General features: G+C 62.8%; 18 protein-coding genes. 10 read left to right on the plus strand and 8 right to left on the minus strand.

The window, feature by feature from the left end:
* The first annotated feature begins 5 nt into the window (after positions 1-5).
* The gene (locus ACLIKD_RS14325; protein WP_428825593.1) at positions 6-1151 is read left to right on the plus strand and encodes an ABC transporter substrate-binding protein; all 1146 of its coding nucleotides are present in this window, start codon (positions 6-8) and stop codon (positions 1149-1151) included.
* Between the two features lie 77 nt (positions 1152-1228).
* Here ACLIKD_RS14325 and cysS read toward each other — a convergent pair whose 3' ends face one another.
* Positions 1229-2599 carry a cysteine--tRNA ligase gene (gene cysS, locus ACLIKD_RS14330; RefSeq protein WP_428825594.1) on the minus strand — a complete coding sequence of 457 codons (1371 nt, stop codon included), beginning with the start codon at positions 2597-2599 and terminating at the stop codon, positions 1229-1231.
* A gap of 105 nt (positions 2600-2704) precedes the next feature.
* On the opposite strand from cysS, the gene ACLIKD_RS14335 reads away from it, so the two are divergent.
* The 7 genes from ACLIKD_RS14335 to ACLIKD_RS14365 are packed head-to-tail and all read left to right on the plus strand — an operon-like array spanning position 2705 to position 9387.
* The gene (locus ACLIKD_RS14335) at positions 2705-3811 is read left to right on the plus strand and encodes a tetratricopeptide repeat protein (protein ID WP_428825595.1); all 1107 of its coding nucleotides are present in this window, start codon (positions 2705-2707) and stop codon (positions 3809-3811) included.
* Complete coding sequence (locus ACLIKD_RS14340) at positions 3811-5127, plus strand: L,D-transpeptidase family protein (RefSeq protein ID WP_428825596.1); 1317 nt, start codon at positions 3811-3813, stop codon at positions 5125-5127. The genes ACLIKD_RS14335 and ACLIKD_RS14340 overlap by 1 nt, the downstream gene beginning before the upstream one ends.
* Positions 5127-5699 carry a peptidylprolyl isomerase gene (locus ACLIKD_RS14345; RefSeq protein WP_226416921.1) on the plus strand — a complete coding sequence of 191 codons (573 nt, stop codon included), beginning with the start codon at positions 5127-5129 and terminating at the stop codon, positions 5697-5699. The genes ACLIKD_RS14340 and ACLIKD_RS14345 overlap by 1 nt, the downstream gene beginning before the upstream one ends.
* Before the next feature lie 9 nt (positions 5700-5708).
* Complete coding sequence (locus tag ACLIKD_RS14350) at positions 5709-6200, plus strand: peptidylprolyl isomerase (protein WP_226416922.1); 492 nt, start codon at positions 5709-5711, stop codon at positions 6198-6200.
* Entirely contained in the window at positions 6197-6934 is a 738-nt protein-coding gene (locus ACLIKD_RS14355; protein WP_428825597.1) for a UDP-2,3-diacylglucosamine diphosphatase, read from the plus strand. Before ACLIKD_RS14350 ends, ACLIKD_RS14355 begins: the two co-directional genes overlap by 4 nt.
* 19 nt (positions 6935-6953) lie before the next feature.
* On the plus strand, positions 6954-8768 hold the full coding sequence (recQ, locus tag ACLIKD_RS14360) for a DNA helicase RecQ (protein ID WP_428825598.1): 1815 nt from the start codon (positions 6954-6956) through the stop codon (positions 8766-8768).
* 1 nt (position 8769) lies between these two features.
* Positions 8770-9387, plus strand: coding sequence for a DUF2238 domain-containing protein (locus ACLIKD_RS14365; protein ID WP_428825599.1), 618 nt, complete (start codon positions 8770-8772; stop codon positions 9385-9387).
* 58 nt (positions 9388-9445) lie between these two features.
* Here ACLIKD_RS14365 and ACLIKD_RS14370 read toward each other — a convergent pair whose 3' ends face one another.
* A complete protein-coding gene (locus ACLIKD_RS14370) occupies positions 9446-11104 on the minus strand; it encodes a fatty acid--CoA ligase (RefSeq protein ID WP_428825600.1) in 1659 nt (552 codons plus the stop codon).
* A gap of 391 nt (positions 11105-11495) precedes the next feature.
* On the opposite strand from ACLIKD_RS14370, the gene ACLIKD_RS14375 reads away from it, so the two are divergent.
* Both ACLIKD_RS14375 and ACLIKD_RS14380 read left to right on the plus strand, forming a co-directional pair.
* Positions 11496-12257: an MlaC/ttg2D family ABC transporter substrate-binding protein gene (locus ACLIKD_RS14375; RefSeq protein WP_428825601.1), complete on the plus strand. Its 762-nt coding sequence runs from the start codon at positions 11496-11498 to the stop codon at positions 12255-12257.
* 86 nt (positions 12258-12343) lie between these two features.
* Positions 12344-13597, plus strand: a complete 1254-nt coding sequence (locus tag ACLIKD_RS14380; RefSeq protein ID WP_428825602.1) for an FAD-dependent oxidoreductase — start codon at positions 12344-12346, stop codon at positions 13595-13597.
* Positions 13598-13603: 6 nt separating this feature from the next.
* Here the strand turns inward: ACLIKD_RS14380 and ACLIKD_RS14385 are convergent, their stop codons facing one another.
* The 6 genes from ACLIKD_RS14385 to purF form a co-directional block, all read right to left on the minus strand.
* Positions 13604-14098, minus strand: a complete 495-nt coding sequence (locus ACLIKD_RS14385) for a DUF411 domain-containing protein (protein ID WP_428825603.1) — start codon at positions 14096-14098, stop codon at positions 13604-13606.
* A complete protein-coding gene (locus ACLIKD_RS14390) occupies positions 14092-14568 on the minus strand; it encodes an ankyrin repeat domain-containing protein (protein WP_226471481.1) in 477 nt (158 codons plus the stop codon). Before ACLIKD_RS14390 ends, ACLIKD_RS14385 begins: the two co-directional genes overlap by 7 nt.
* 323 nt (positions 14569-14891) lie before the next feature.
* Positions 14892-16172 carry a DEAD/DEAH box helicase gene (locus ACLIKD_RS14395; RefSeq protein ID WP_226416931.1) on the minus strand — a complete coding sequence of 427 codons (1281 nt, stop codon included), beginning with the start codon at positions 16170-16172 and terminating at the stop codon, positions 14892-14894.
* A 48-nt stretch (positions 16173-16220) separates the two neighbouring features.
* Positions 16221-17465 carry an HD-GYP domain-containing protein gene (locus ACLIKD_RS14400; protein WP_428825604.1) on the minus strand — a complete coding sequence of 415 codons (1245 nt, stop codon included), beginning with the start codon at positions 17463-17465 and terminating at the stop codon, positions 16221-16223.
* The gene (locus tag ACLIKD_RS14405; protein WP_428825605.1) at positions 17465-18658 is read right to left on the minus strand and encodes an O-succinylhomoserine sulfhydrylase; all 1194 of its coding nucleotides are present in this window, start codon (positions 18656-18658) and stop codon (positions 17465-17467) included. Before ACLIKD_RS14405 ends, ACLIKD_RS14400 begins: the two co-directional genes overlap by 1 nt.
* Positions 18658-20199 carry an amidophosphoribosyltransferase gene (purF, locus tag ACLIKD_RS14410; RefSeq protein ID WP_428825606.1) on the minus strand — a complete coding sequence of 514 codons (1542 nt, stop codon included), beginning with the start codon at positions 20197-20199 and terminating at the stop codon, positions 18658-18660. Before purF ends, ACLIKD_RS14405 begins: the two co-directional genes overlap by 1 nt.
* Positions 20200-20206: the final 7 nt, after the last annotated feature.

The raw sequence follows: 20206 nt of genomic DNA on the forward strand, positions 1-20206 counted from the left end.
CGAACATGCGAGTCCTGAAGCGGCTAGCCAGCGTTGGCGCAATTGTTTTTTCGGCCGTTAGTTGGGCGAATGAACCAGGCGTCACCGACACCACCATCACCATCGGCATGTCCGCCCCGTTCTCCGGCCCCAATGGCGCTTACGGCCTCGAGATGCGGCAGACCATCCAGTCTTATTTTGCGCAGGTCAACAAGATGGGCGGCATCAACGGCCGCAAGCTCGATCTGGTGGCGCTGGATGACGGCTACGAAACCGAGAAAACGGTCGCCAACACCAAGGCCCTGGTCAAGGACAAGAACGCTTTTGCCTTGCTCGCCTATTACGGTTCCAGCCCGACCACCGAGGCAATGAACAACGTCTTCGGTCCGGCCGGCGTTCCGCTGATCGGTACCATTTCCGGCGCCTCGACGCTGCGCGAACCGATCAGCGCCAATCCGAATTCGCGCTACATGTTCAATGTTCGCGCCAGCTACGCCGATGAAACCGACGCCATCGTCAATCAGCTGATTTCACTGGGACTGAAGAGCATTGCCGTTTTCTACCAGAACGATGGTTTCGGCAAATCCGGACTGGAAGGCGTCACGACAGCCCTCAAGAAACATAATCTGGCGCCATCCGCCGTCGGCACCGTCGAACGGAACTCGACCGAAGTCGGCAAGGCGATAGAGGCCATCGCCAAGGCCAACCCGCAGGCCGTGATAATGGTCACGCTGTACAAACCGACAGCCGCCTTCGTCAAAGGGATGAAAAAAGCCGGGCAGAACCCGATGTTAATGACCCTGTCACCGGTCGGCACCGAACAACTGGTTCAGGAACTCGGGCCGGAAGCCCGTGGCATCGGAATTTCCCAAGTCGTGCCCTACCCCTGGAATGATGCGACGCTGGTTGTCCGCGATTATCAGAAGCTGTCCGTCAAGTCCGGCAATTATTCGTACTACGGCATGGAAGGCTACCTGATGGCCCGCACCCTGGTCGAAGGACTGAAACGCTCCGGCAAGGATCTGAGCCGCGACAAACTGGTCACATCGCTGGAAAGCATGAATGGCGTGGACTTTGGCGGCTACCGCATCGGCTACTCGGCGAACAGCCGTGTCGGTTCGCGCTTTGTTGAACTGACCGTCGTCGGCCCGGGCGGCAAGATATTGAAGTAGTCCAGCCTTCGCAAACGCAGCGCTTCACACGTAAAAACGGCCCTTTTCAGGGCCGTTTTACATTCACCGCCAGACCTTCAGGCGCGCCGCCAGGTGGTGCCCTGGGCACTGTCATCCAGCGCGATGCCGGCAGCTTTCAGCACGTCGCGAACGCGATCCGCCTCGGCAAAATTTCGCGCCTTCTTGGCTGCCGCCCGCTCGGCGATCAGTTGCTCGATGGCCGCCTCGTCCAGTCCGCCGGCCGCCGCATCGCCGCGCAGATAAACCATCGGCTCGCGTTCCAGCAAACCGATCACGCCACCCAGCGCCTTCAGCAAGCCGGACAATTCGGCACTGCGCTGACGATTGACTTCACCAGCCAGTTCGAAAAGCACGGCAACGGCCCCGTGCGAATCGAAATCCTCGTCCAGCGCAGCGGCAAAACGGGCAGCGAAATCGTGGCTCCAGTCGATCTCGACCGCCACGGGCGGCACATCGCGCAGGGCGAAATAGAGACCGTCCAGACTGCGTTTGGCGTCGTCGAGATGGGCATCCGAGTAATTCAGCGGACTGCGATAGTGGGCGCGCAAAATGAAGAAGCGCACCACCTCGGCGTCGTAACGGGCCAGCACTTCGCGGATGGTGAAGAAGTTGCCGAGCGATTTCGACATCTTCTCGTTGTCGACCCGGACGAAACCGTTATGCATCCAGTAATTGACGAAGGTGCAGTGATGCGCTCCTTCCGACTGGGCAATCTCGTTTTCGTGGTGCGGGAACTGCAGATCCTGCCCGCCGCCATGGATGTCGAAATGTTCGCCGAGCAGTTTCGAGCTCATCGCCGAACACTCGATATGCCAACCCGGCCGCCCCTCGCCCCACGGCGACTCCCAGGCCGGCTCACCGGGCTTGGCATGTTTCCACAGCACGAAATCGAGCGGATCCTGCTTGGCCGACTCGACCTCGACCCGCTCGCCGGCCCGCAGGTCGTCGAGCGACTTGCCGGACAGCTTGCCGTAACCGTCAAACTTGCGCACCGCGTAATTCACATCGCCATCGGAAGCCTGATAGGCCAGGCCACCAGCTTCCAGCTTGCCGATCAGCTCGAGCATTTCCGGCACAAACTCGGTCGCCCGCGGCTCGAAATCGGGACGCTGCACGCCGAGCGCATCGGCATCTTCGTGCATGAAGGCGATGAAGCGATTGGTCAGCTGCTGGATCGTCTCGCCGTTCTCCGCCGCCCGTTTAATGATCTTGTCGTCGATATCGGTAATGTTGCGAACGTAAGTGACGTCGTAACCGGAGGCCTTCAGCCAGCGGTAAACCAGGTCGAAAACAACCATCACTCGGGCGTGACCGAGGTGACAGTAGTCATAGACCGTCATGCCGCAGACATACATGCGAACCTTGTTCGGTTCAATAGGGACGAAAATCTGCTTTTCGCGCTTCAGGGAATTGTGGATTTTTAGCATGCCGGGATGAATTCGTGGCGCCGCCGGAGCGCTTAAACCTATGGAAACATCGGCGTTTTTGGTAGAATCGGAAGATTGTATAACCTTGAAAATTATAGCATAGCGATGACCACCAAATCCCTGCCCAAGCCCCGTTTCCAGCAGCTCAAGACGCTGCGTGCACTGGCTATCGGCCTGGCGATCGGCTTCGCCGCGCCCGTTTTTGCCGACAACCTGCCGGAAGTTCAGCGACTGATCAAGCAGGGTCAGTATCCGCAAGCCCTCGAAAAGGTCGACGCCTATCTGAGCAGCCGCCCCAAGGACGCCCAGGGCCGCTTCCTGAAAGGCCTGATTTACACCGAGATGAACAAGCCGGCCGAGGCGATCAACATTTTCACCAAGCTGTCGGAAGACTACCCGGAACTGCCCGAGCCCTATAACAACCTGGCCGTGCTCTACGCCCAGCAGAAGCAATACGACAAGGCGCGCACGGCACTCGAAATGGCCATAAGGACTCACCCCTCCTACGCCATCGCCTACGAAAACCTCGGCGACGTCTATGCCAAGCTGGCCAGCCAGGCCTACGACAAGGCCCTGCAACTGGACAACTCGAATCCCGCCACCCAGAACAAGCTGGCGCTGATTCGCGACCTGATCACCACCTCCGGCAAGGGCAACGTCAAACCGCCAGTGCCGGCCCCGGTCGCTGCCGCTCCGGTCGCCGCCAAACCCGCCCCGGTCGCTCCCCCCGCCGCAACGCCGACCGCCAGTGTCGTCACCTCGACGCCGGGCGCCGCCGCCAACAACACCCCGGCCAAGCCGGTCGAAGCCAAGCCGGCTCCGGTCGTCGCCACCAATCCGCCGCCGGCCCCGGCACCAAGCAAGGCCGACCCAGCCAGCGACGATATCGCCAAAGCAATCAACGCCTGGGCCAGCGCCTGGTCGCGCAAGGACATGAAGGCCTACCTCGGCGCTTACGCCAGCGACTTCAACACGCCCAAGGGAATGTCCCGCAAGGCTTGGGAAGCCGAGCGCGAAGACCGCATCGCCGGCAAGTCGGGCAAGATTTCGGTCAGCGTCGATAGCCCGCAGATTTCGGTCAATGGCGACAAGGCCACGGTGAAGTTTCGCCAGAGCTACAAGGCAGGCAGTTTGAGCAGCTCGGCCAGCAAGACATTGATTCTCGTCCGCTCGGGTAGCAAGTGGCTAATCAAGGAAGAAAACGCGCGCTGATGTTGAGCCGCAAATTTGTCATTCTCGGTCTGGTCGGTTGCCTGTCCGGCGGCTCCCTGATTTACCGCCTCGCCGCAACTGATCCGGCAACCACCTTGCCGCTGGAGTCCGTGCAATCCGGGTTCCCGGCCGAAGCATCGGACACCACTGGGCCAGCCCGCCGGTCAGCGGCCGCCCCGCACGGGCTGCCACCGACCACCGTTTCCGACTCCGGCCCGGAGGCTCAGCTGACCTCGATTTTCAAGGAAATCGAGGCCAATCATCTGAGCAATGCGTTGCAGCAGACCGAGGCATTGCTCCGGCAACACCCGAACTACCGACTCGCCAATCTGATCAAGGGCGATCTGCTGCTCGCCAGGACGCAGCAGATCCAGACCTTTGGCGCCCTGAACGGCGCCCCGGCCGACAAGGTCGCCGACCTGCGCGCCGAGGCCATCGTCCGCCTCAAGGGCTATCGTGAAAAGCCGGAGGCCAACTTCGTGCCGCGCTACCTGTTGCAGATGCAACCGGATCAGCGTTACGCCATCGTCGTAGACACCAAGCGCTCCCGTCTGTATCTCTACGAAAACGACAAGGCCCATGGCGGCCGGCCGCGCTTCGTTGCCGATTACTACGTCACCCACGGCAAGCTGGGCGCCGAGAAACTGGCCGAAGGCGACAAGAAGACCCCGGTTGGCGTTTACCACGTCACCGCCAACCTGCCCCGGCAAAAACTGGCGGACCTGTACGGCAGCGGCGCCTTCCCAATTAATTACCCAAACGAACTGGACAAGCAGCAGGGCCGCAAAGGCAGCGGCATCTGGCTGCACGGCACGCCGTCCAACACCTTCGCCCGCCCGCCGCGCGCCTCCGATGGCTGCGTGGTGCTGACCAATCAGGACCTCGATGCGATCGCCAAGAACCTGCAGGTCGGCCTGACCCCGGTGATCATCAGCAACTCCGTCGAATGGTTGTCGCTCGACGACTGGGCGCGCGAACGCGACGAATTGAACAAGACCATCAACAGCTGGCGTAGCGACTGGGAAAGTCGCGACAGCGAACGCTATATGCGCCATTACTCGAAGCGCTTCAAGTCGGGCGATCAGGATTACGACCAGTTCGCGGCGCAAAAGAAGCAGGTCAATGCCAGCAAGGAGTGGATCAAGATCAAGACCGACAACCTCTCGGTGTTCCGCAATCCGGGCAAGGAAGAAGTCGTCGTCGTCACCTTCGATCAGGATTACCGCAGCAACAACCTGAACAACCAGATGAAGAAGCGCCAGTATTGGCTGCGCGAAAATGGCAAGTGGAAAATCATTTACGAAGGAACTGCCTGATGCTGAAAAAGATCTCCGCCCTGGCCGCCGGCCTGCTGGCCTCCCTCGCCGTGTGGGCGACACCGACGCTGGAAATGACCACCTCGCTGGGCAAGATCACGCTTGAACTGTATCCGGAGAAGGCGCCGAAGACAGTCGAGATGTTCCTCTACAACGCCAAGCACGGCTTTTACGAAGCGACCATTTTCCACCGCGTGATCAACGGCTTCATGATCCAGGGCGGCGGCTTCAACCGCGCCATGGAAGAAAAGAAAGTGATCACCCCGGCGTTGCCGAACGAAAGCCCGAACGGCCTGCCTAACGAACGTGGCAGCATCGCAATGGCGCGCACCCAGGACCCGCATTCGGCTCGCGTCCAGTTCTTCATCAACCTGAAGGACAACGACGCCCTCAATCACCGCACCACGGCCGACCCGCGCGGCTGGGGTTACACCGTGTTCGGCAAGGTGACCCAGGGCATGGACGTCGTCGACAAGATCGCCAAGGTGCCGACCGGCAGCGCTGGCTACTACCAGGACGTACCGACGACGCCAGTCGTCATCCAGAACGTCAAAATCATCTCGGAAAAATAAGGATACCCAATGATCAAGCTCACCACCAACCACGGTGTCATCACCCTCGAACTGAATGCCGAAAAGGCACCGAAGACGGTCGCCAACTTCCTCGCCTACGTCGAAGCCGGCCACTACGACAACACGGTTTTCCACCGCGTCATCAAGAATTTCATGATTCAGGGCGGCGGCATGGAGCCGGGCATGAACCAGAAGCCATGCAACGAACCGATCGAGAACGAAGCCGCCAACGGCCTGAAGAACAAGCGCGGAACCATTGCCATGGCGCGCACCAACGATCCGCACTCCGCGACCGCCCAGTTCTTCATCAATACCGTCGATAACGACTTTCTCGACTTCAAGTCGCCGTCCGGCCAAGGCTGGGGCTACTGTGTGTTCGGCGAAGTCGTCGAAGGCCTCGACGTGGTCGACAAGATCCGCGCCGTGAAGACCGGCAACAAGGGCTTCCATCAGGACGTGCCGGCCGAAGACGTGATCATCGAAAAAGCCGAAATCGTTTGATCCTCTTCATTTCCGATCTGCACCTGTCGCCCCGGTCACCCGGGGCGACTTGTTTGTTCCGCCAGTTTCTTGCCGGGCGTGCCCGTCAGGCGACCGAGCTGTACATTCTCGGCGACCTGTTCGAGGCCTGGGTCGGCGATGACGACCTGGCCGATCCGTTGAATGCCGAGATCATCGCCGGCTTGCGGGCGGCCGCCGAAAGCGGCCTGAAAATCAACGCCATGCACGGCAACCGCGACTTCCTGCTCGGCGCCGGCTTTGCCGCGGCGAGCGGCGTCAAGCTGCTGAACGACCCGTATATCCTGTCCACGGCCGAATGGCAGTTCGTCCTCTCGCACGGCGACGCCCTCTGCCTCGACGATACCGCTTACATGGCCTTTCGCACCCAGGCGCGTAATCCGGAATGGCAGGCAGCGCTGCTCGCCAAGCCGCTCGCCGAGCGCCGGGTCATCGCCGCCCAGATGCGCGAAATCAGCGAAGCGAGCCAGCGCGACAAGGCCAATCCCTACACCGACCTGCAGCCGGCGGCGACCGACGATTTCCTGCGCGAACACGGCTACGCCACCTTCATTCACGGCCACACCCATCAGCCGGCGATGCACGACCATATCGTCGACGGCATTCACGTCGAACGCTGGGTGCTCGCCGACTGGCACGAAGAGCGCGGCGAATGCCTGGTCTGGGATGGCGAGGCCCTGCGCCGCGAAGCCATCCTGCCGGAACAACGGGCGTAACCCGGTGGCGACCGCAACCATGAGCCAGTCGTCCGCGCTGCAGATCCTGCGCGACGTTTTCGGCTACCCCGCCTTCCGCGGCGCCCAGGCCGAGATCATCGACCATATCGGCGGCGGCGGCGATGCGCTGGTGCTGATGCCGACCGGCGGCGGCAAAAGCCTGTGCTACCAGATTCCCGCCCTGCTCCGCCCGGGCTGCGCCGTCGTCGTCTCGCCGCTGATCGCGCTGATGCAGGACCAGGTCGATGCGCTGACCCAGCTTGGCGTCAAGGCCGCCTGCCTCAACTCGACGCTCGACTGGCGCGAGGCGCAGGCCGTCGAGCAGGCCATTTTCAGTGGCAATCTCGACCTCGTCTATATCGCCCCCGAACGCCTGCTGCTCGACCGCACGCTGTCGATGCTCGACGCCCTCGACGAAGCCGGCAAGCTAGCCCTGTTCGCCATCGACGAGGCGCACTGCGTCTCGCAATGGGGCCACGATTTCCGCCCGGAATACCTGCAGCTTTCCGCCCTGCACGAACGCTACCCAAACGTGCCGCGCATTGCGCTGACCGCCACCGCCGACCAGGCGACGCGCAGCGAAATCCTGGTCCGCCTCGGCCTCGGCGAAGCGCGCGTCTTCCTGTCCAGCTTCGACCGCCCGAATATCCGCTACACCGTGGTCGAGAAGGACAATGCGAAGAAACAATTGCTCGCTTTCCTGGCCGGCCGCAAAGGTCAGGCCGGCATCGTCTATTGCCTGTCGCGCAAGAAGGTCGAGGAAACCGCCGAATGGTTGTCGGCCCAGGGCTACTCGGCCCTGCCCTACCACGCCGGGCTGCCGGTCGCGACGCGGGCCGCCAACCAGCGCCGCTTCCTGCGCGAGGAAGGACTGGTGATGTGCGCCACCATCGCCTTCGGCATGGGCATCGACAAGCCGGATGTCCGCTTCGTCGCCCACCTCGACCTGCCGAAAAGCATCGAGGCCTATTACCAGGAAACCGGCCGGGCCGGCCGCGACGGCGAACCGGCCGAAGCCTGGATGACCTACGGCATGCAGGACGTCGCGCTGCAACACTCGCGCATCGCCGAATCGGGCGCCGGCGAGGGCCAGAAAATCCTCGAGTCGCAACGCCTGACCTCGCTGCTCGCCTATTGCGAAGCCCCTCGCTGCCGGCGCCAGGTCCTGCTCAACTATTTCGGCGAAGAACGCGCCCCCTGCCACAACTGCGACGTCTGCCAGGATCCGCCGGAACTGTGGGACGGCACATTGGCCGCCCAGAAGGCGCTGTCGGCGATATTCCGTACCGGCATGCGCTTCGGCGTCAGCCATCTGACCGACATCCTGCGCGGCAAGGCGACCGACAAGGTCAAGCAGTGGAACCACGATCAGCTGCCGACCTTCGGCGTCGGCGCCGATCTCGACGAGCACGCCTGGAAAAGTGTTTTCCGCCAGCTGGCGGCAGCCGGCCTGGTCCATGTCGACATGACCGAACACGGTGCCCTGCAACTGACCGATGCCGCCCGTCTGGTGCTCAAGGGCGGCCAGCGCGTCGAGCTGCGCCGGCCGGTCAAGCGCAAGAGCAGCAGCCCGTCGCGCAGCAGCACAGTTGTGCACAGCGACCTGTCGGCGGCCGACGAAGCACTGTTCCAGACCTTGCGCCAATGGCGCAGCGATACCGCCAGGGAACAAGGCGTGCCGGCCTACGTCATCCTGCACGACAAGACCTTGCGCGAACTGGCCGAAGTCCGGCCGGTCAGCCATGGCCTGCTGGCCGGCATCACCGGCATGGGCAGCGCCAAGATCGAGCACTATGGCGAAGAACTGCTTAACCTGATCCGCAACGAGGGCTGAGATGGACAACGGCAATATCCTCAAGGCCATGCTGGCGGCCATCGTCAGCGCCGCCCTGATCGTCTCCGGCATCGCGCCCTACGAGCGCCTGACCTGGCTCATGGAAGTGGCGCCGGTGCTGATCGCCCTGCCGCTGCTGCTGGTCACCCGCAAAAGCTATCCGCTGACCACCCTGCTTTATCTGCTGATCGCCGTACACGCGCTGGTCCTGATCGGCGGCGGCGCCTACACCTATGCCCGCGTCCCGTTCGGTTTCTGGCTGCAGGACCTGCTCGGCACCGTGCGCAATCCCTACGACAAGCTCGGCCATTTGCTGCAGGGCTTCGTGCCAGCGCTGGTGGCGCGCGAAATCCTGCTGCGCGGCGCCTATGTCAATGGCCGCCGGATGGCCGGCTTCCTGTGCATCTGCATCGCGCTGGCGATCAGCGCCAGCTACGAGCTGATCGAATGGGCCGCCGCGTTGTGGATGGGCCAGGGCGCCGACGAGTTCCTCGGCACCCAGGGCGATGTCTGGGATACGCAATCCGACATGTTCATGGCGTTGATCGGCTCGAGCACGGCCATCGCGCTGCTCTCCGGCTGGCACGACCGCCAGCTGGCCAAACTGCGCTCAGCGTAAGGCGTGGGCCGGGTCGGCCGCCACAGCCCGCAAGTGGGACAGCCGCGGCCGACTCCAATCAGATGCAGAGGGCGCCGGGATCGGCCCGCATCAGCCGCTTGTTCATCTTGCCGACGCTGGTTTTGACCAGGGTTTTGACGAAGCTCACCTGCAACAGCACGCCGTAGCGTGAAATGCCGGCCGTCTCGATGGCGTGCGCGGCGTAATTGCGCAGCGCGTGCTCGGTGATCTGGCCGACGAATTCCGGCTTGAGCAAGACCAGCGCCAGCGGCCGCTCACCCCACTTGTCGTCGGGCACGCCGATCACGGCGACCTCATGTACCGCCTCATGCTTGGCGATGATGTCTTCCAGTTGCAGCGAGGAAGTCCATTCGCCGCCGGTCTTGATGACATCCTTGATACGGTCGGTGACCTTTAGGTAGCCGGCCGGGTTGATGTTGCCGATATCCGCCGTGTGCAAATAGCCGCCCGCCCACAGCGCTTCGGAAGCCTCCGGCGCGGCGACATAGCCCTGACTCAGCCATGGCGCACGGACCACGACTTCGCCGGTCGTCTTGCCGTCGTGGGCGACATCGGCCATCTCCGGATCGACGATGCGCAGATCGACCAAGGGCAGCGGCCGGCCGGTCTTCGCCCGAATCACCGCCTGCTCTTCCAGCGAACGGTTGAGATCGACGCTTTCGAGGTGGGCCATGCTCAGCACCGGGCAGGTTTCAGACATGCCATAGCCGGTAAACAGATCCATGCCGAGCTTCTGGGCCGAAATGGCCATCGCTTCCGGCATCGCCGCGCCGCCGATGAGGATTTTCAAGCCGCTGAAATCGGTGGTCTTGGCGTGCGGATGGCTGAGGATCATGTGCAGGATGGTCGGCACGCAATGCGAGAAACTCACCCCTTCCGTACTGATCAGGCGGCAGATCGTCTCCGGCTGATAACGACCCGGATAAACCTGCTTGATGCCCATCATCGTCGCCAAATAGGGAAAGCCCCAGGCATGCACGTGGAACATCGGCGTCATCGGCATATAGACGTCTTCGCGATGAATATGCCCCTGCTGGTTGGCGCCGCCCATCGCGGCGGCACAGCCCAGGGTGTGCAGGACGAGCTGGCGATGGCTGAAATAGACGCCTTTCGGATTGCCCGTCGTGCCCGTCGTGTAGAAGGTCGTGGCCTGGGCGTTTTCGTCGAAATCCGGGAAGTCGTAGTCGCAGGAAGCCGCAGCCAGCATGCTTTCGTACTCGGCCGCCATGCGCACCGGCGCTGCCGGCATCGCCGGCTCGTCGGAGAAGAGCACGAAAGTCTTCACCGTCTCCAGCTGCGGCGCGATCTGGGCCAGCACCGGGAAAAACTCGCTGTTGACCAGTAGCACATCGGCCCCGGCGTGATTCAGCGTATAGAGAATCTGCTCCGGGCTAAGACGCACGTTCACCGTCTGCAGGACCGCCCCCATCATCGGCACGGCAAAGAAACATTCCAGGTAGCGATGGCTGTCCCAATCCATCATCGCCACCGTCTGCCCGGCGGCCACGCCAAGCTGCTGCAAACCGTTGGCCAGCCGGCCGATGCGTTCGTTCAGCGTTCGGTAGTTGTAGCGCAGCTTGCCCTGATAGGTAATCTCCTGCTCCGGCGCGATGGCCAGCGGTGTCAACAGCAATTGCTTGATGAGCAACGGGTACTGGTAGGCCGAAGCGGTGGACTGAACGAGTTTGACCGGCATGTTTCTCTCCCTGAACGAATGTTATTTTTTGGCGTAACGACCGCCCTTGGGGATTTTACTCGTCGCCTGACCTCTAAGTGCGCCGACAGACAGACTCTTGTGGCCGGCACTGTTTCAATCGGGATACAGCGTCGCGGGCGCAACGCGGTGGCGCTGCCGGGGCGGCAACCAGCCAAGACTGGACGCTCGGATGACCGATAACGCTACCGTTCCGGGCTTCTGGCCATCTGCCGGACGATGCGACCTGTATCACCGGCATTACAGATGGGCGCCAGGCAGCCGTCTCGAAGAACGCAAGCCCATGGTTTTATGCGATTTATTTTTCAGGCATGGCGATTGCGTAGCGGATGTCTCGTGCAGAGCATCGCAGCATTGATTCGGGAGGGACATCATGCACAGCCTGACCATGAAGGCCTTGGTTGTTTTGGCCGCAACAATTCCGCCATCATTTACGCCGGCCCTGAATGCGCAACACGACAATCTACAGATCCTCGCGACGCAGGCGGCCGGCGAGCTTCCGCCGCAGGAATTGCTCAGTACGGCAACCCGGGATTTGCTGGAGATCGCCAGCCATCACCGCGCCGAGCACGATCCGGCGAGCCTTGAGCCGCCAGCCGCCAGCCTCAGCAATGCGGTCGAAGCACGGATCCGCTCGCTGTTTGCCATCGATACGATGACCAAGCTGGTACTCGGGCGCAGCTGGCGCCAGGCTTCGCCGGAACAGCAGCAGGCCCTGGTCGCCGAGTTCGGGCGTTTGCTGGTCCAGACCTGCGTCTCGGCGCTCGCCAACGCCCACCAACCGGCAATCACCTTCAAGCAGCTGACGCCGGTGCCCGGCGACGATGGGGTGACCGTTCGTTCATTTGTCACGCGGCCCGGCAGCAAGCCGTGGACCATCGATTACGACATGGAAAAAACGCCCGCCGGCTGGAAGGTTGTCGATATCAAGATGGATGGACTGCGGCTGATCACCATCCATCGCGATGCCTTTGCCGAACTGGTGCGTGACGACGGGATCGATGGGCTGCTGACCTCGCTGGCCGCGTGGAACCAGCGCAGCGAATTGCCCGCGGCGGATTCGCGGCAACACCTGCCGGCCGCGCTGATCCTGATGCACATTGCCACGCAACGCGGCTTCATCGGCGGCGGCTGAGCGCCTGGCCGAGGCTGCCGGCAACTCTGCCGGCAAAATTGTTCTCGATCATTTGTGCCATGGAGGTTTCCCGTTAAGCTGGCGGGATGAAAGTTACCCGTCGGCAGTTTCTCCTCGGCACCGCCTGTCTGCTCGGTGCGCCAACCGTCATGGCGGCACCGGTTCGCCCCAAAGTCGTCATTGTCGGTGGAGGCTGGGGCGGACTGGCGGCCGCCCGGCAACTGGCCAGCCAATGCGACGTGCTGATGATCGAACGCAACCCGGATTTCGTCTCGCTGCCGCTGAGCAATCGCTGGCTGGCCGGCCTCGATGACGGCCGCCGGCTGCGCCAGGATTACCGCGGCGCCGCCCAGGCACTCGGCTATCGTTTCCTGCAGAGCGAAGTGCTCGGCATCGAACGCGGAGCGCGCCGGGTCGACACCAGCCACGGCAGCTTTCCCTATGACTGGCTGATCGTCGCCGCCGGCATCGCCGAGGCCGATCCGGCCCTGTTTGCCGGCGATCAAGCCGCCGCCCGGCATACCCGGGAGCATTTCCCGAGCGCCTATACGGCCGGTCGCGAACTCGACGTCCTGAAGCAGAAACTCGCCGGTTTTTCCGGTGGCGAATTCCTGATGACGCTGCCGCTCGCCCCCTATCGCTGCCCGCCGGCACCCTATGAACGCGCCGTGATCATCGCCCAGGCGATCAAGACGCGCGGCCTCAAGGCCCGCCTCACGCTGGTCGAGCCGAACGCGCCGTGGCCGGCCTATCAGCGGGTATTCAGCGAGGTCTATCGCGATCAGGTGAATTACCTGCCGAATACCCGGCTGCACCAGCTCGACCCATATCGCCGCATCGCGACGCTGGATATCGACGAAATCAACTTTACCGATGCACTGATCATGCCGCAGCAGCAAGCCGCCGACATCTGCCGGCGCAGCGGACTAGTCGCTGCCGATTCGGCATGGGCCGCCGTCGATCCGCGAAATTTCGGCGTCAGCGGAGATGAACGGGTCTTCGTCATCGGCGACAGTGTCGGTTCCGTTTCGCCGCTCTTCGGCCACTATCCGAAAACCGGCGAACTGGCGAGCCGGATGGGCCAGATCGTCGCCACCGAGATCGCCGGTCGCATCGCCGGCCAGCCGCCCGTCCCGGCACTGCCGGAAAGTACCTGTTTCGCCTACGTCAATCTGGCGCCAGCCGCCTTCACGCGCATCGTCACCCGCTACCGCCTGCGCGGCGATGGCCTGGTCGCCCAGACGATCAGCCAGACCCGCGAGAACAACCCACAGGGCGAAGACGATGCCTGGCTGGACGCCCGGCACGGCGAGCTGTTCGGCCCGGCGGCCCGGCGCTGAGGCAGGCTAGTGGCGGGCGTAGATCGAGGTATCGCCGTCGGGCTTGACGAGCAGCGTCTCGTATAGCTCGCGGCGGACGCGGCCCTGGCCGGTGTCGCCATCAAGCACGGTGCAGGCGGTATCGCAGGTCGGGCTGGAGAATTCCCGGCCCGGCGCGCCGAGCGGCAAACCGGGAACGGACAGGCCGCGCGCCTTGCGCTTCTCGCGCAGCAACTCCTTGATATCGTCGGCCGGTACATGGCCTTCGACGAAATAGCCGGCGACCGTCGCGGTCGGTTCAGCCTCCAGATGTTTCGGCACTTTCAAGCGGCGCTTGACGGCGGCCATGTCGTCGCTCGGCACCAGCTTGACGGTAAAGCCGTTGTTGCGCAGATGTTCGGCGTAATCGATACAGGCCAGGCAAACCGTAGGCGCATACACGGTAACCGGCGGCAAGGGCGCATCGGCGAATGCGGCGCCGGCCAGCCAGCCCAAGGTGATCAACGTCATCTGCTTCAGCATGGCTTGCCCGCCTTGCAGCCCTTGAGCATCCACAGCGAAATCACGCCGGCGGCCTCGTCGGCCTTGACCTTGCGCGCCATGGCGGTAGCGTCGCGCCCCTGGTTGTTTTTCAGCAAGGGATCGGCGCCGGCATTGAGCAAGGCCAGCGCATGCTGTGCGCGGCTGGCATAGGCAGCCATGTGGATCGGCGTCGAACCGTCGAGATCGCGGGCATTCGGATCGGCACCGGCGGCGAGCAGAGCGGCCATGGCACTGAGATCCGGATTCATTGCGGCAAGATGCAGAGGCGTCGAGCCGAGCGCCGTGCGCACGTCGCGCAGGCTTGGGTCGGCCTTCAGCAGACGTGACAGCTCCGCCCCGCTGCCCTCGCGCGCCGCCTGATGAATCGGCAACTCGACCACGCCGCTCTGGGCCGAGGCCGGTGGGGCCAGCAGACAAAATATGGCGAATGCCATGAATATGGAACGCATGTTCTTCTCCTGATTAGCCGGCAGATTATCGGGGTTTATCAGCCAACTGCCTGAACTTCGATCAAATGTAAAAAATCAGACAACAACATAACGAAGATGTTGCCCGGCAACGGCAACAAGTTCCGGCACATGGGTGGGCGTGGCAGCATACACCAGAACGGAAGATCGCTTTTTTCGCACGCCGGCCGTCAATGCAGGTTGGGCCATATGAAAAAACGGCGACTGTTTACACAGTAGCCGTTTTTTGGGGCCGACAAGTCGGCCAGCCATACCTGATCGACTCTCCTTCCTCGCCGTCCAAACGCCGAAGAAGGAAGCTGGTATCAGCGGTGCCGACTGCCCGAGCGATGCTGCGGCGGGCTGCCGGCATTCTGGGCCGGCCTTCTCGCCTGCGGGCCGCCCGGCTGCTGCGGCTTGCGCCCACCGCGGGGCGGCTGCACCGGACGCGGCGCGGCATGGGCCGATGGCTCGAAGCCTTCGATGACTTCACGCTCCAGCTCGCGCTTGATCAGTCTTTCGATATCGCGCAGGCTGCCGCGCTCGTCGTGACAGACCAGCGAAATCGCCTCGCCTTCCATGCCGGCCCGGCCGGTCCGGCCGATCCGGTGCACATAATCCTCGGCGATATTGGGCAGCTCGAAATTGATGACGTAAGGCAGCGCATCGATATCGAGACCGCGCGCCGCGATATCGGTGGCAACCAGCGCAACCAGTTTGCCTTCCTTGAATTCGGTCAGGGCCCGGGTCCGCGCCCCCTGCGATTTGTCACCGTGCAGCGCCGCCGAGCGGATGCCGGACTTTTCCAGCGTCTTGGCCAGCGCATCGGCCCCGTGCTTGGTCCGGGCGAAGACCAGCACCTGATGCCAGCCGCGCGTCGCGAACAGGTGGCACAGCAGTTCCTTCTTCTGCTCCCGATTGGTTTCGATAACGCGCTGCGTCACCGTTTCCGCCGCCGTATTGCGGGCGGCGACATCGACCGAGACCGGATTGTGCAGCAGGCCGCTGGCCAGCTCGCGGATTTCCGGCGAGAAGGTGGCGGAGAACATCAGGTTCTGCCGTTGCTTGGGCAACAGCGCAATAAGCTTGCGAATGTCGCGAATGAACCCCATGTCGAGCATGCGGTCGGCTTCGTCAAGAACGAAAATCTCGACTTTCGAAAGATCGACGGTGCGTTGCTGCACGTGGTCGAGCAGCCGGCCGGGCGTCGCTACCAGCACGTCGACGCCACGGCGCAGATTGGCGATCTGCGGATTGATGCCGACCCCGCCGAAAACGGCCAGCGAGTTGATCGGCAGATGCTTGCCGTAGGTGCGCACGCTCTCCTCGACCTGGATCGCCAGTTCGCGGGTCGGCGTCAGGACCAGCACGCGCGGCGTCTTGGAAACGCGGGACACCTGGGCGTTCGGGCCGGAAGTCAGGCGGTGCAGGATGGGCAGCGTGAAGCCGGCGGTCTTGCCGGTGCCGGTCTGGGCCGAGGCCATCAGGTCGTGCCCGGCCATCACGGCGGGAATCGCTTGTTGCTGGATCGGGGTCGGCGTGTCGTAACCCTGCTCGCTGACAGCGCGCAGGAGTTCGGCCTTAAGGCCGAGTTCGTTGAATTGCATGGAAAACTCCGGAAAATGGGAGGAACGCCGCATGAGCGGCGAAGAAAATCAGTGAATGCCTTCGATGTAGTAGTCGATACGGCCGCGTGGCGCCAAGTATTCGACTACCTCGACCGGCAGTTTGGCGGGGCTGATCGCCGCCTCGATGGTGGACTCGGCCTCACTCAGGTCGAGCAACAGAGCCTCGTTGCGTGGCACGCTCGGGTCGTGCAGCATGATTAGCGGGTGCAACAGGTCGTTGCTGTTGGTTTCAACGACCAAACCGATACTGCCATCGCTCAAGGTCACGAAGCAGCCGGGCGGATAAACCCCGATCTCCTTGACGAACAGTTGCAGCAGTTCCGGATCGAAATTGGCCTTCTCCTGCTTGAACATGAAGGCGACCGCTTCGGACGGTGTCTTGGCAGTTGTCAGGTCGAAGGGATTGCACAGGTTATCGTAGCGGTTGGCAATCGCCGCAATGCGCGCCAGCCGGGGAATCTTGGCGCCAACCAGATGGTTGGGAAAACCGTTGCCATCCCAGCGTTCGTGGTGGCAGGCGATGACATTCCTGACCGGCACCGGCAGGTCGCGAATCGCCGCCGCATACTTGATGCCGTAGCCGACATGCGCCTGGTAAAACTGTTCTTCGGACGGCGTGCGCCGCGAATTGCGCAGCACCCGGGCCGGCACGTCGGCCTTGCCGATGTCGTGAAACATCGCCCCCAGGCCCAGCCAGCGCATCTCCTCCTCGCCCAGCTTGGCCGCCTTGCCGAGCAACAGGGCGAGCACGACGACGTTCATCGCATGGTGCGCCGGGCCGGTCTCCTTGACCTTCATGTTGACCAGATGCACGGCCACGCTTTCGGCATCGAGCAGGTGATCGACCAGACGGCCGACCGTCGACTTGGCACGCCCACAGGATTCATTGGGGCGCGCCCCGAGATCGCGCAGGATTTCACCGATCCCCGTAGCTTCCTGCTCGAACAAGCGTTCGCAGCGCGCCAGACCCTCGCGCTGCTGGCGTACCCGCTCCGTGCGCTCGCGTTTGGCATCGAGCATCGAATGGAGCACGGCCGATGAGAAATCGACTTCCTCACCTTCGCGGCTGTTCTTCTCCGGCAGCGGCTGGGCGGTGCTGCGCGCCGGGTCCCACGCCACCGTCTTCAGACCGAGGCTGCGCAGAACCTTGATCTGTTCTTCACTGGACAGGCGAAAACGGTTGAGCAAAAACGGATGATCGAGCCACCGCACCTCGTCGATCGAGATGAAAACGCCGGGCTGCAGGAGATCGACCGATACCGTTTGCTTCATCAGCCGATCAACGACAGGCCGCGCTCGAGATCGGCCTGCAGATCCTCCACCGCTTCGAGACCGACGGCGATGCGCAGCAGCCCTTCGCTGATGCCGGCCGCCGCCCGGGCTTCCGGAGAAATGCGGCCGTGCGTGGTCGAAGCGGGATGGGTAATGGTGGTCTTGGTATCGCCGAGGTTGGCGGTAATCGACAGCAACTTGCAGTTATCGACGACCTGCCAGGCCTGCTCGCGCGCCCCCTTCACTTCGAAGGAAACAATCGCGCCGCCGCTCTTCTGCTGGGTTTTCGCCAACTCATATTGCGGGTGCGACGGTAGACCGGGGTAGAACACCCGGGCTACCTTGGGATGGGCTTCCAACCAGCTCGCCAGGCGCAGCGCGTTGGCCGCCTGCGCATCGATCCGGATTTTCAGTGTTTCCAGGCCCTTCAACAGCACCCAGGCGTTGAAGGCGGACAGCGTCGGGCCGGCCGTGCGCAGGTACTTGAAGACTTCCTCGGTCAGCTTTTTGGCCCCGCAGACCGCGCCGCCGAGGACACGCCCCTGGCCATCGAGGAACTTGGTCGCCGAGTGGACGACCAGATCGGCGCCCAGTTCGAGCGGCCGTTGCAGGATCGGCGTGCAGAAGCAGTTGTCGACCGCAACCAGAATGCCCTTGCCGTGGGCAATGGCGGCCAGCGCCCGGATATCGGCGATTTCGGTCAGCGGATTGGACGGCGTTTCGAGGAAGAACAGCTTGGTTTCAGGGCGGATCGCCGCTTCCCAGGCCGCCGGATCGGTGTGCGCAACGAAGGTGGTGGTGATTCCGGTACGCGACAGAATATTGTTGAACAGCTGCACGGTGGCGCCGAACAGGCTGTTCGAGGCGACGATGTGATCGCCCTGCTTGAGGTGCGCCAGACAGAGCGCCATGATCGCCGACATGCCGCTGGCTGTGGCGACGCAATCCTCGGCGCCTTCCAGCGCGGCGAGGCGTTCCTCGAACATGGTGACGGTCGGGTTGGAGAAACGGGCGTAGACATTGCCCTCTTCCTCACCGGAAAAGCGCCGGGCGGCATGCGCCGCACTGTTAAAGACGAAGCTCGAGGTCAGGTACAGGGCTTCGGAATGCTCGCCGAACTGGCTGCGCTCCTGGCCGGCACGCACGGCCAGGGTTTCCGGGCGATAGGCGGCGTCCTGGTCGAAGGCGCTCATCAGTCCTGGGCCTCCGAAGCCAGTTGCAGTACCAGTTGCTGGGCGGCATTGCCATCGCCGTCGTCGTCCATCTTGCCGCCGCCCTTGCCGCCGCGCTTGCCTTCGACGGCATCGAGGTAATACTCGTCGATATCGCCGGTGATGTAGCAACCATCGAAACAAGAGGCGTCGAACAAGGTCAGGTCGGCACGCAGCTTGGTCACCGAATTCTTCAGCGCTTCGAGATCCTGATAGACCAACGCATCGGCCCCGATTTCGCGGGCGATGCCCTCGCCGTCACGGCCGGTGGCAATCAGTTCGGAGCGGGTCGGCATGTCGATGCCGTAAACATTCGGAAAGCGCACCGGAGGTGCCGCGGAAGCGAAATAAACCTTGACCGCCCCGGCCGCCCGGGCCATTTCAACGATTTCCCGGCTGGTCGTCCCGCGGACGATGGAATCGTCGACCAGCAGCACGCGCTTGCCCTTGAATTCCTGGCCAACGGTATTGAGCTTCTGGCGCACCGATTTCTTGCGCATCGACTGCCCGGGCATGATGAAGGTCCGGCCGACGTAGCGGTTCTTGACGAACCCTTCGCGGAACGGGATGCCCAGCGCCTGTGCCAACTGCATGGCCGAAGGCCGGCTGGAGTCGGGAATCGGGATGACGACGTCGATGTCCTCGACCGGAATGTGCTTCTTGACCTTTTCGGCGAGCGCTTCGCCCATGGCCAGGCGGGCTTCATAAACGGAAACGCCGTCGATGACCGAATCCGGCCGGGCCAGATAAACGTATTCGAAAATACACGGCGCGTAGATTGGCTGCTGCGCGCACTGGCGGCTGTACAGCTGGTGATCGAGACTGACGAAAACCGCCTCGCCCGGCTCGATATCGCGCACCATCTCGAAACCCAGCGTATCCAGGGCCACCGATTCGGAAGCGATCAGATACTCAGTTCCCTCAGGCGTCTGGTTCTGGCCATAAACCAGCGGCCGGATGCCGTACGGGTCGCGGAAAGCGAGCAAGCCGTAACCGGCAATCAGGGCGACCACGGCATAGGCGCCACGGCAGCGACGGTGCACTCCGGCCACTGCCTGGAAAATGCTGTCCACATCCAGCTCGTAGCCATGCGAAGCCGATTGCAGCTCATGCGCCAGCACATTGAGCAGGACTTCGGAGTCGGAATTGGTGTTGATGTGCCGGCGGTCGAGGCGGAACATCTCGCCCTTCAACTGCTCGGCATTAGTCAGGTTGCCGTTGTGGCCGAGCACGATGCCGAACGGCGAATTGACGTAGAACGGCTGGGCTTCGGCAAAGTTGTAGGCCGAACCGGCGGTCGGGTAGCGGACATGGCCGATACCCCAGTTGCCGGGCAGGGCCCGCATGTTGCGCGTGCGAAAAACGTCGCGCACCAACCCCGGCCCCTTGTGCAGGTTGAAGGTATTGCCTTCCGCGGTAGCAATCCCGGCCGCATCCTGTCCGCGATGCTGGAGCACCATCAGGCCGTCGTAAAGCAACTGGTTGACCGGCGATGTCGCCACCACACCTAAAATCCCGCACATAGTTTTT

This window comes from Azonexus sp. IMCC34842, assembly GCF_050368855.1.
Classification (GTDB): domain Bacteria; phylum Pseudomonadota; class Gammaproteobacteria; order Burkholderiales; family Rhodocyclaceae; genus Azonexus; species Azonexus denitrificans_A.